The organism is Devosia ginsengisoli (assembly GCF_007859655.1).
GTDB classification, from domain to species: domain Bacteria; phylum Pseudomonadota; class Alphaproteobacteria; order Rhizobiales; family Devosiaceae; genus Devosia; species Devosia ginsengisoli.
This window is the reverse complement of record NZ_CP042304.1, coordinates 4339680-4351662: the sequence shown is the minus strand read 5'-3', so window position 1 is coordinate 4351662 and position 11983 is coordinate 4339680. Positions and strand designations below refer to the sequence as shown.

The window sequence follows — 11983 nt, the reverse complement described above, 5'->3', positions numbered from 1 at the left end:
GGATGAGTTCGGAACACATGACTGACACTGTAAAAATCATCTCCCCCATCGACGGCAGCATCTATGCCGAGCGGCCGCTTGCCAGCGCCGCCGAAATCGACGGCGCCGTCAGCCGCGCCAAAGCCGCCCGCCACGCCTGGGGCGAAACCACCATTGCCGAGCGGCAGAAAATCCTCAGCCACTTCGTCGACGCCCTTCTCCTCATGAATGACGACATCGTGCCCGAACTCGCCTGGCAGATGGGTCGCCCCATCCGCTTCGGTGGGGAGAAGCGCGGCGTCGAGGAGCGCAGCCGCTACATGATCGAGTTGGCCGCCGAGGCATTGGCGCCCTCGATGCGGCCCGAAAAGGAAGGCTTCACCCGCTACATCACCCGCGAGGCGCTCGGCACGGTCATGGTCATCGCGCCGTGGAACTACCCGTTCCTCACGGCGGTCAATTCCATCGTGCCGGGCCTGATGGCCGGCAATGCCATCATCCTCAAGCATGCCAGCCAGACCCTGCTGGCGGGTGAGCGCTTCGCCGCCGCCGCCGAAAGCTCCGGCCTGCCCGCCGGGCTGTTCCAGAACCTGGTGCTCGGCCACAGCGACACCGAAAAACTCATCGCTTCGGGACAGATCGACCACATCAATTTCACCGGCTCGGTCGAAGGCGGCCGCCGTATCGAGAAAGCCGCCGCCGGCACCTTCGCCACGCTCGGCCTCGAACTGGGCGGCAAGGACCCCGCCTATGTCCGAGCCGACGCCGATCTCGACAATGCCGTCGAAAACCTGGTCGATGGCAGCTTCTTCAATTCGGGCCAATCCTGCTGCGGCGTCGAGCGCATCTATGTGCATGAAGCCGTCTATGGCAGTTTCGTCGAGCGCTTCATCGACAATGCCAAGGGCTGGACCCTGGGCAATCCCTTGGACACCGACACCATTGTCGGCCCCATGGCGCGCGGCAATTTCGCCGACCATGTCCGCCAGCAGACCGACGAGGCCATTCGCGGCGGCGCCACGCGCCATCTCAACAGCAAGCACGACCTCGACAAGCCCGGCTCGCCCTATCTGGCGCCCGAAGTACTGACCAATGTGAACCACCAGATGTCAGTCATGCGCGAAGAGAGTTTCGGCCCCGTCGTCGGCATCATGAAAGTGACCGACGATGTCGAGGCGGTCACCCTGATGAATGACAGCCCCTACGGCCTCACCGCCTCGATCTGGACGCAGGACCTCGACGCTGCCGCCAGGCTGGGCGCACAGGTCGAGACCGGCACCGTCTTCGCCAATAGGTGCGACTATCTCGATCCGGCCCTAGTCTGGACCGGCGTCAAGGACACCGGCAAGGGCGGCGGCCTGAGCGAGATCGGCTATCAGAACCTGACGCAGCCGAAGAGCTACCATTTGAAACACGGGCGATAGCCATGGGGGCACCGCACATGACGTCTGCAGAACTGCAAGAACAGCATAAGCGAACGGAAACATTGAGGGGACCGACAGGGTTGGGCGGCTGGCTGATCCTGCCGGCCCTGGGGCTGTTTGCAACGCCGGTTCTGGCTATACCGACCTTCGGCGACCTGCTTCCGCTGCTAACATCCGGCGCTGGCCTGACAGCAGCTCAGATGCTCGTGGTCTGGTTCGAATTGATATCGAATGTGGTGCTACAGCTTCTTGCACCAGCCGTTCTGCTCGCTCTCTTCTTCCAGAAGAAGCGATACTTCCCGCTGCTATATGCCGGCTGGCTCGCCGCCAACCTTCTCATCATGCTGCTGGACCTCGTCTTCGTCTACAACGCCTTCCGATCCTATTACGACACACCGGGCGTGGTTTTTTGGGATCAGGATACAGCGCAAGGCATCGGCAGGGCGGTGTTCGGCGCCGCCATCTGGATACCCTACATGTTCAAATCCGTGCGGGTGAAAAACACCTTCGTCAACTAAGGGGGACAATGATGGTCACAAAAGCCAACTGGAACTACCCAACCGCAGTCAAATTCGGCCCCGGCCGCATTGCCGAACTGCCCGAAGCCCTCAAATCATCAGGCATAACCAAACCCTTGCTGGTGACCGACGCTGGCCTCGCCAGCCTGCCGGTCACCCAGAACACTGTGCAGATCCTCAGGGACGCTGGCATCCCGGTCGGCCTCTTCGCCGATGTGAAGCCCAATCCCATCTCGGCCAATGTCGAAGCTGGCATCAAGGTGCTGCGCGAGGGCGGGCATGATGGCGTCATCGCCTTTGGCGGCGGCTCGGGTCTCGACGTCGGCAAGGTCATCGCCTTCATGGCCGGCCAGACAAGGCCGATGTGGGACTTCGAGGATATCGGGGACTGGTGGACCCGCGCCGATCCCAAGGGCATCTTCCCCATCGTCGCCGTGCCGACCACCGCCGGCACCGGCTCGGAAGTCGGCCGCGCCGGCGTCATCACCGATGAGACGACCCACACCAAAAAGGTCATCTTCCACCCCCTAATGATGCCCAAAGTGGTCATTGCCGATCCCGAACTGACGGTCGGCATGCCCAAATTCATCACCGTGGGCACGGGCATGGATGCGCTGGCCCATTGCCTCGAAGCCTATTGCGCGCCCGGCTATCACCCCATGGCCGACGGCATTGCTGTGGAAGGCATCCGCCTCGTCTTCGAGAACCTGCCCAAGGTCCATGCCGACCCAAACGATGTCGAAGCGCGCGGCCACATGATGAGCGCCGCCGCCATGGGCGCCACCGCCTTCCAGAAGGGGCTCGGCGCCATCCACGCCCTCAGCCATCCGGTCGGCGCGCTCTACGACACCCATCACGGCATGACCAATGCCGTCTTCATGCCCTATGTGCTGGCGGTCAACAAAGCGGCCATCGAGGCCCGCATCGCCCGCCTCGCCGCCTATCTCGGCCTCGCCCCCAGCTTCGAAGCCTTCCAGCACGCCGTCATCGGCCTGCGCATGCGCCTCGACGTGCCGCACACTTTGGCCGATTTCAAGGTGGACGCCAGCCAACGCGACCTGATCGGCGACATGGCGATTGTCGATCCCACCGCGGGCGGTAATCCGGTGGAACTGACCAAGGCAAGAGCGCTGGAGATTTTCGACCGGGCCATGGAGGGGCGGGTTTAAGACACCAGTCCATCAGTCGTCACCCTTCTCCCCTTGAGGGAGAAGGTGCCCGAAGGGCGGATGAGGGGTGTCGGACTCTCCCCACACTCAGAAGCATGGGAGAGCGCAGGACCCCTCACCCGGTTTTCCGCTGAACGCGGAAAACCACCCTCTCCCTCAAGGGGAGAGGGCTAGGGTTCAGTGGCTCTCCACCACACCTCGCACCGTCTCCTTCACCCCCAATTCGAACAGCTCATCCAGCGCCGTCGCCACGGTCTCCCCGAACGCCTGATTGTCCGCCAGGTCCGTGCCGAATACTTCCACCAGCCCCGCCAGCCCCTCATACAGCGCCTCGGCATCCCCGCCGGCATCGGCGGCAATCGCCATCATCCGCATGGCCAGCGGATCGCGCACATCGATATTCTCGCCCTTCTCATCGATGCCGGTGACATAGCGCATCCACGCCGCCACCCCGAGCCCCAGCCGCTCAAAACCCTGCCCGGCTTTCAGCCGCTCGCGAATAGTCCCCAGCAGCCGCTGCGGCAGCTTCTGCGACCCATCCATGGCGATCTGCCAGGTCCGGTGCTTCAGCGCCGGGTTGCGGAACCGATCGAGCAACTGATCGCGATAGGCGCCCAGGTCCACGCCGGGCATGTCCAGCGTCGGCATGGCCTCCTCGGTCATCAGCCCATGGATCAGCTTGACGAAGTCGGTATCGCCCATCACGTCTGAAATATATTCATAGCCCGCGAGATAGCCGAGATAGGCCATGGTCGAGTGGCTGCCATTGAGCATGCGCAGCTTCATGCGCTCGAAGGGCTCCACATCCCCAACCAGTTGCGCCCCGGCCTTCTCGAAGGGCGGGCGGCCCTGCGGGAAATGATCCTCGATCACCCATTGGGTGAAGGGCTCGGTCATGATCGGCCAGGCATCCTCCGCCCCGATCAGCCCGGCCACCGTTGCGCGGTCGGCATCGGTGGTCGAGGGCACGATGCGGTCCACCATGGTGCCGGGGAAGGCTACACCGGCAACATATTCCCCCAGAGCCGCATCGCGCAGGCTGGCGAATTTGGTGACGATCCGCTGCACCGTCTCGCCGTTGGAGGGCAGGTTATCGCAGCTCATCACCGCGAAGGGGGCAATGCCCGCCGCCTTGCGCCGCGCCAGCGCCTCGACCAGCATGCCCGGCGCCGATTTCGGCGCGGTGGGATTGGCCAGGTCATGCACGACGTCAGGATGGCGCTGATCCAGTTCGCCGGTAGCCGGATCGTGGCAATAGCCCTTTTCGGTCACGGTCAGTGAGACGATGCGGATGGCCGGGCTCGCCATCAGCGCCAGCAATTCCTCGCGCTCGGTATTGGCGTCGAGCACCTTTAGGATCGAGCCGATCACGCGCGGATGCGTGCCCTCGGCGTCGCGGATGGCCACCGTATAGAGCCCGTCCTGCGGCTCCAGCGCTTCCTTGGTGTCCGGCCGGCGCAGGCTGGCGCCGACAATGGCCCAGTCCGGATTATCCTTCAGCAGGTCATCGACATAGACAGCCATATGCGCGCGATGAAACGCCCCGATGCCCAGATGCACGATACCTGCCGTGACCTGGCTGCGATCATAGTCAGGCAGGCGGACGCCGGCGGGGGCATTGGCAATTGTGCTGGCGCTGAGGCGCGTCATGGAAGTCTCCGCGATGAAATCGCGCGCACCATAGTCAGATTTCATCTTGTATGGAAGAGCGCCGCTATGTCATTCACCCGTCTCTACGTCATTCCCGCGAAGGCGGGAATCCACTCTTTGGCGGGACAGCAGAAGAATGGATTCCCGCTTGCGCGGGAATGACGCTGTGACTATGCGAATAGCCCATCGTGGAGGACGTGCAGTGACAAATCGTTTCGTCAGCATCGGTGAATGCATGATCGAGATGAGCGGCGGCGAGGATCGTCAATATCGCCTCGGCTATGCCGGCGATACGCTCAACACCGCCTGGTATATGCGCGCCTTGCTCGGCGAGGACTGGTCGGTCGACTATTTCACCGGCCTCGGCGAAGACCGCTATTCCGGCGATATCCGCGCCTTCCTCGACGCCAACAATATCGGCACCAGCCACATAAGCACCGTGCCCGGTCGCCGTCCCGGCCTCTACCTGATCCACCAGGAAAAGGGTGACCGTCACTTCACCTATTGGCGCGACACCTCCGCCGCCAAACTGCTGGCCGACGACAAGGACGCGCTCGCTGCGGCCGTCAAGGGCGCCAGCATGGTCTATTTCTCCGGCATCACGCTGGCCATCCTCGCCCCGCGCGCCCGCGGCCGGTTGCTCGGCGCCGTGGTCCGGGCGCGCGATGCCGGCGCCAAGGTCGTGTTCGATACCAATATCCGCCCTGCCCTGTGGACCAGCCCGCGCGTCATGACCGCAGTGCTGACGGCTGCCGCCACCATGTGCGACGTGGTGCTGCCCACCCACGGCGACGAGGCGCCATTGTTCGGCGACAAGTCGGTAGACGACACGGCCGACCGCTATCTTGAGCTCGGCGTCGAGGAAGTGGTAGTCAAGGATGGCGCGGGCGAAGCGCTGATCGCCACCGCTTCCGAGCGCGTCAAGGTCGCGCCGCAGCCCGGCGCCAAGGTGGTCGACGCCACCGGGGCCGGCGACAGTTTCAACGGGGCCTATCTGAGCGCGCGGCTGGCCGGCAAGTCCCTGCAACAGGCCGCCGAAGCGGCCCACCGCGTGGCCGGCGTGGTCATCGGCCAAAAGGGTGCGCTGGTCGATCCGAAATTGCTTGCGGAATAGGTGCGTTCAACGAGCGCTGCCACACACGCGATGTCATCCCGGCCTTGAGCCGGGATCCATCCTGAGATGTTTGTCCTCCCGCCAGGCCTGTTCGAGCCACCTTGCGGCGGTGGCTCAATCTCAGGATAGGCCCCGGCTCAAGGCCGGGGTGACACCGTGGTTGGGGCAATAGCAGCAGCAGTCCGGCCCCAGCCCTAAAACACCCGATCCTTCTGCTCTTCCATATACGCCACTTCCTCCGGCGTACTCACCCGCCCCAGCGCCTTGTTCCGGAACGGGAACCGGCCAAACTGGGCGATGCAGTCGCGGTGTCCGGTCATGAATTTCATCAATTCCTCGCCGAACTGTTCGAAATGCCGGCAGCCTTCCTCCTGGATCACCAGCGATTCCGCATGCATGAAGGGCATGAACAGGAACATGCGCCGCTCCATCGGAATGACCTCGTCGGCCCCGGCAGCAATCGCCTCCTGTGCCAAGGCCACGGCCATCTTGTCCTGCGCGAAAGCCTCGGGCGAACCGCGATGCAATTGCCGCGAAAACTGATCCAGCACGATGATCTCGGCCAATCGCCCCTCGGGCGTCGCCCGCCACGCCCAGGCCTCGCCCAGCGCCACATGCGGATGCGTTTCGGCAAATTGCTCCGCCAGCGCCGTATCGAATTCCGCCTTGCCACCAAACCAGTCGTCCTGGCCGTGCTCGACGAACCAGAAGCGAAGAACATCCTCGGCTGTGCGCATGATTTCTCCCGGATTGCTGTGTGCAATTCCCTCCCTTGTGAGGAGGGGATTGCTTCGTGTCTACCCCACCAGAACCCTGATCCGGTTGCCGAACGGATCCTGGGTCTCGATACCGCCTTCAACCGGCGCCACCGGGGCCCCGGCCCCGCCCAGCCGCGTCTTCACACCCTCCAGCGTCGCCGCATCCGGCACATTGATGGTGAACCAGCGCAGGCCGGCAGCGCCCGCCGGGGGCAGCGTGGCATTGGGGCCGGACCAGATATTGAACGCGATCGTATGGGGCATGTAGTCGAGCCCCACATCGCCCATGCCGAACGAGGTGATCAGCAGGAAACCGGCAAAGCCGATGAGATCGCGATAAAAATCCATCGCCTGCTGCAGGTCGCCCACATGCACATGCACATGGCCGATCCGTGTGCCAGCGGGCATGCGCGCGGCCAACACCGGCTCGGGCCCCAGTTCGGCCAGCAGCCCGTCCATGTCGATGGGGTCGCGGCCCGAATGGGGCTTGCCCTCCGCTGTCACCGCATAGGTCTCGCCCTTGTCAGGGTCGCCCAGCGTGCCGCGTCCCGGCGTTTCGAAGGTGATTTCGATGCCGTTGCCGTCGAGGTCCCAGAGGTAGATCGCTTCACTCACCAGGTGGTCGGTCGGCGAAATCCGCACATTGCGCTGCAGCGCCCGCACCGCCATTTGCGCTAGGTCGGCCCGCTTGGGCACGTGGATTGCGACGTGATAAAGCCCGATGGTACGCTGTACCGATGGCCGCGTCGCCCCGGTTTCCAGCACGATCAGCGGCTTGCCGCCGGCGCCCAGCACCAGCTCGTTGCCGGTTTCGGAAATGAGGTCCAGCCCCACCACGTCCTGCCAGATGGCGAGCGCCTTGCTGCGTTCGGTCACGGCGATATGCACCGCGCCCAGCGTCGTGGTCAGCGGCAGGATGGGCTTGGATTTCACGTTAACCTGTACGGATGTGTCGATCATGGCGACCTCCTGAATTGTCCTGCAGAGCATATAGGCCCCGGCATTGGTCGCGCCAGCGCCCCGGTGTTGAAGGCATTGTTCGCCAAACACGCGCAATCAGGGTGCCTTCCGCTCTTCATAGTTTCGTGCTGGAGTGCGGCCTCACTCGTTTCCAGGAGACTTCCCATGCCCAAGATCATGTATACCGCGCGCGCCACATCCACCGGCGGCCGTTCCGGCCATGGCGCCACTGATGACGGCGTGCTGGACGTCACCCTGACCACGCCCAAGGAGATGGGCGGCGACGGCGCCCGCGGCACCAATCCCGAACAGCTGTTCGCTGTCGGCTATTCGGCCTGCTTCCTCGGCGCCATGAAGGCTGCCGCCCGCAAGAGCGGCGACAAGATTCCCGAAGACGCCACCGTCACCGCCGAAGTCAGCTTCAAGGACCGCGCCGATGGCGAGGGCTTCTGGATCGAAGCCGCCCTCAAGGCCCACATTCCTGGCATGGACAAGGCCAAGGCCGAAGACATCATCCAGCGCGCCCACGTGATCTGCCCCTATAGCGAAGTCAGCCGCAAGGGGTTCGACGTGACGCTGGACGTGGTCTAGCCTCTTCACGACATTCTCAGTCTGCCTCCCTCCCCCTTGTGGGGAGGGACAGCGAGATAGGACTTAGCTTGCTAAGTCCGTGATCGAGCCGGGTGGGGGTATGGTTCCGCAAGCTCAGTGCGCGTGACACCCCCACCCTTGATCCCTCCCCACAGGGGGAGGGAGATGATTGAGAGCACCACGCACCTAAAAAGCGCCGGGCTCATACCCCGGCGCTTCCGTTTTACGCCACCAGTCCCTTGGTCAGCTCCAGCGCCTGCCGTTCGAACAGCCGGCGATAGATGCCGCCATTGAGGCGGATGAGCTGGTCGTGGTCGCCCTCTTCGACAATCTTGCCCTTGTCGAAGACCAGCAGCCGGTCCAGCGCCCGCACCGTGGATAGCCGGTGGGCGATCACCAGCGTCGTCCGGCCCACCATCAGCCGTTCCATGGCCTGCTGGATCTGCACTTCGCTCTCGCTGTCGAGGCTCGAGGTCGCCTCGTCCAGGATCAGCACCCGCGCATCGGCCAGGAACGCCCTGGCGATGGCGACACGCTGCCGCTCGCCACCTGACAGCTTCACGCCCCGCTCGCCCACCATGGTTTCGTAGCCCTTGGGCAGGTCGAGGATGAAGTCATGCGCATTGGCCTGCATGGCCGCCAGCTCGATCTCGGCGCGCGTGGCGTCGGGGCGGGCATAGGCGATGTTCTCGGCCAGCGTGCGGTGGAACAGGATAGGCTCCTGCTGCACGATGGCGATCTGGCCGCGCAGGCTCGATTGCTTCACCTGGGCGATATCCTGCCCGTCGATGCGGATCGCGCCCGACTTCACGTCGTAAAGCCGCTGGATCAGCTTGACGAAGGTCGTCTTGCCCGAGCCCGAATGGCCCACCAGCCCCACCCGCTCGCCCGGCGCAATCCGCACCGAGAAATCGCGGTAGAGCGGCGTCGGATGGGCGCCATACTGGAACGTCACATGGTCGAAGGTGATCTCGCCCTTGCCGATGGCAATCGTCTCGGCGTCGGCCTTGTCATCGATGCCCAGCGGCGTCCTCTCGAGCGCCACCAGTTCTTCCATGTCGTTCACAGCCCGCTGCAGGTTGCGGATATGCTGGCCCACGTCCCGCAGATAGCCCTGCAGCACGAAGAACATGGCGAGCACGAAGGTGATGTCACCCGGGCTGGCCAGCCCGCGCTGCCACATCAGCAGGCCCGTGCCGAGAATACCGGCCTGCATGGTCACCATCATGAAGCCCTGGATGGTGCCGCTCAGCGTGCCGCGCTTCCAGGTGCGGCGCGTGCGGGTATCCCACTTGCCCAGCACATGGCGCAGGCGACCCTCTTCGCGCTCCTCGGCGCCAAAGGCCTTGACCACCGAATTGCAGCTCACCGCGTCGGCCAGCGCACCGCCAAGCCGGGTATCCCAGGCATTGGCCAGGCTCGCTGCCGGCGACACATAGCCCATGGAAAGGGCCACCGTGACGCCGATATAGACCACCGAACCCAGCCCCACGACCAGGCCCATGACCGGCCAGTATGAGCCCAGGATCACCGATGCGCCCACCAGCATGACCACCGATGGCAGCAAGGCCACCAGCAGCACGTCATTGAGCGAATCCAGCGCCCACATGCCACGCGTGATCTTGCGCACCGTCGAGCCGGCAAAGCTGTTGGCGTGCCAGTCGGTCGAGAAGCGCTGTACACGGTGGAAGCCGTTATTGACGATATCGGCCATCATGCGGATCGTCAGCCGGATGACGCCCTGGAAGATGAACCAGCGCAGGACCACGCTGGTCAGCCCCAGGCCGACCACGATGGCAAAGGCGCGCAACGCCTCTTCGGCGCCGGCATTGGCCCCGCCGGCAATGGCGTCGACGATCTGGCCGGAAAACACCGGCACCATGACTTCGGCAAGCGTCGAGGCGATGACCAGCGCACAGATGGTGCCGACCAGCGCCAGCCGGCCCGACCAGTGGCGGAAGGTGAAGCCGAGCACGTTGCGATAGGCATCGGCACGGAAATCGAGTTTCTTGCGACTCATATTGGCAGTCCGGTCCCGTTATCCGGCAACCGGCCCTCAAAGCAGAGAGATGAAAGGCACAGCCCGAACGGAGGACGGAATGATCCCCGTCAGATCAAGTGGGCTGTGATGAAGAAGAAAACCGCGGGCGGCTGGCCTGTTCGGCGGGCCGCGGATGGGGACGACCTAACGTCGTGCGTCGCCCATGGGGAGGATATTGAATGTGCCTGCCATACAACGCCTCCCTTGTTCGAGATCTGAAGCGGTGGACGTTTTGTAACGAAACCGTTCGGACTTGCCAACGGGGTATTTTGCAACGTCGCAACAGGTGATGCAGGAAAGACACACCAGCAGTAGCCCTCATGGTGAGCCCGTCGAACCACGAGGGCGTAGCACGATGTCTCCACTCGCCCGACCTCGTGGTTCGACAAGCTCACCATGAGGTCTCAATTTGCCGGGTGGCGCCCCGCCCCCTTCCGGGATTACCCTCCGGCCAACCGATTCAAAACCAAGAGGCCTACGCCCAAATGACCATCGATCCCGTCAAGCTCGACAAGCTCGCCCAGGTTGCCATCAAGGTCGGCCTGCAACTGGCCGAGGGCCAGGACCTGATCATGACCGCGCCGATGAGTGCCGCGCCCCTGGTCCGCCGCATCACCGAGCATGCCTACAAGGCCGGCGCCGGGCTGGTCACGACAATCTATTCCGACGAGGAAGCCACCCTCGCCCGCTACAGGCACGCCAATAGTGCCAGCTTCGACAAGGCGGCCGGCTGGCTCTATTCGGGCATGGCCGAAGCCTTCAAGAACAATGCCGCGCGGCTGGCCATTGCCGGCGACAACCCGATGATGCTGGCCGGGCAGGACCCGGACAAGGTGACCCGCGCCATGCGCGCCAATTCGACGGCCTACAAGCCGGCGCTCCAGCTCATCACCGGCTTCGACATCAACTGGAACATCGTCTCCTATCCCAGCGCCGCCTGGGCCAAGCTGGTCTTCCCCAATGACAGCGAGGAAGAGGCCGTCTCCAAGCTGGCCGACGCCATCTTCAAGGCCTCGCGCGTCGACCAGGACGACCCCATCGCTGCCTGGAAGGCGCACAATGCCAATCTCAAGGCGCGCTGGACATGGCTCAACGGCAAGGCGTTCTCGGCACTCAAATATACCGGCCCCGGCACCGACCTCACCGTGGGCCTGGCCGATGGCCACCGCTGGAAGGGCGGCGCGTCCGAAGCCAAGAACGGCATTACCTGCAACCCCAACATTCCCACCGAGGAAGTGTTCACCACCCCACACAAGCTGCGCGTGGAGGGCCATGTCTCGGGCACCAAGCCGCTCAGCCACAATGGCGCGCTGATCGAGGACATGCAGGCCCGCTTCGAGGGCGGCAAGCTGGTCGAGTTCAAGGCCAGCAAGAATGGCGACCTGTTCAACAAGGTGCTCGACACCGACGAAGGCGGCCGCCGTCTCGGCGAAGTGGCGCTCGTGCCCCATTCCTCGCCGATTTCGGCCTCGGGCATCCTGTTCTTCAACACGCTCTACGACGAAAACGCCTCCTGCCACATCGCGCAGGGCCAGTGCTATTCGGACTGTTTCGTCGGCGGCAAGGACCTGACCCAGGAGCAGATTTCGGCCCAGGGCGGCAACACGTCCAACATCCACATCGACTGGATGATCGGCTCCGACAAGATCGATATCGACGGCGTTCACGCCGATGGCAGCACCGAGCCGGTGATGCGCGGCGGCGAGTGGGCCAACTAGGGGACGCTACGCAACAGCCCTCATGGTGAGCCTGTCGAACCATGAGGGCGTGGCACAATGG

The 11983-nt window shown here is 63.9% G+C and carries 10 protein-coding genes; 6 read left to right on the top strand and 4 right to left on the bottom strand.

Annotated elements, in window-relative coordinates; genetic code table 11:
* Positions 1–17: 17 nt before the first annotated feature.
* The 3 genes from FPZ08_RS21190 to FPZ08_RS21180 are packed head-to-tail and all read left to right on the top strand — an operon-like array spanning position 18 to position 3090.
* Complete coding sequence (locus tag FPZ08_RS21190; protein WP_246132749.1) at positions 18–1403, top strand: aldehyde dehydrogenase family protein; 1386 nt, start codon at positions 18–20, stop codon at positions 1401–1403.
* 17 nt (positions 1404–1420) lie between these two features.
* Positions 1421–1921, top strand: coding sequence for a DUF2569 domain-containing protein (locus tag FPZ08_RS21185; RefSeq protein WP_186767124.1), 501 nt, complete (start codon positions 1421–1423; stop codon positions 1919–1921).
* An 8-nt stretch (positions 1922–1929) separates the two neighbouring features.
* Entirely contained in the window at positions 1930–3090 is a 1161-nt protein-coding gene (locus FPZ08_RS21180; protein WP_425457560.1) for an iron-containing alcohol dehydrogenase, read from the top strand.
* 177 nt (positions 3091–3267) lie between these two features.
* On the opposite strand, the gene FPZ08_RS21175 is transcribed toward FPZ08_RS21180, so the two are convergent.
* The gene (locus tag FPZ08_RS21175; protein ID WP_146292626.1) at positions 3268–4740 is read right to left on the bottom strand and encodes a mannitol dehydrogenase family protein; all 1473 of its coding nucleotides are present in this window, start codon (positions 4738–4740) and stop codon (positions 3268–3270) included.
* A 202-nt stretch (positions 4741–4942) separates the two neighbouring features.
* On the opposite strand from FPZ08_RS21175, the gene FPZ08_RS21170 reads away from it, so the two are divergent.
* Positions 4943–5854 (top strand): sugar kinase, encoded by a 912-nt coding sequence (locus FPZ08_RS21170; protein ID WP_146292624.1) that lies wholly within the window; start codon positions 4943–4945, stop codon positions 5852–5854.
* Between the two features lie 194 nt (positions 5855–6048).
* Here FPZ08_RS21170 and FPZ08_RS21165 read toward each other — a convergent pair whose 3' ends face one another.
* Positions 6049–6591, bottom strand: coding sequence for a DUF924 family protein (locus FPZ08_RS21165; protein ID WP_146292622.1), 543 nt, complete (start codon positions 6589–6591; stop codon positions 6049–6051).
* A gap of 60 nt (positions 6592–6651) precedes the next feature.
* Entirely contained in the window at positions 6652–7572 is a 921-nt protein-coding gene (locus tag FPZ08_RS21160) for a VOC family protein (protein WP_186767123.1), read from the bottom strand.
* 165 nt (positions 7573–7737) lie between these two features.
* Here FPZ08_RS21160 and FPZ08_RS21155 point away from each other — a divergent pair, with 165 nt between their 5' ends.
* Complete coding sequence (locus tag FPZ08_RS21155) at positions 7738–8163, top strand: organic hydroperoxide resistance protein (protein ID WP_056235164.1); 426 nt, start codon at positions 7738–7740, stop codon at positions 8161–8163.
* 223 nt (positions 8164–8386) lie between these two features.
* Here FPZ08_RS21155 and FPZ08_RS21150 read toward each other — a convergent pair whose 3' ends face one another.
* Positions 8387–10183, bottom strand: a complete 1797-nt coding sequence (locus tag FPZ08_RS21150) for an ABC transporter ATP-binding protein (RefSeq protein WP_146292618.1) — start codon at positions 10181–10183, stop codon at positions 8387–8389.
* 506 nt (positions 10184–10689) lie between these two features.
* Between FPZ08_RS21150 and FPZ08_RS21145 the strand changes: the two genes are divergently transcribed.
* Complete coding sequence (locus FPZ08_RS21145; protein ID WP_146292616.1) at positions 10690–11922, top strand: aminopeptidase; 1233 nt, start codon at positions 10690–10692, stop codon at positions 11920–11922.
* Positions 11923–11983 lie beyond the last annotated feature (61 nt).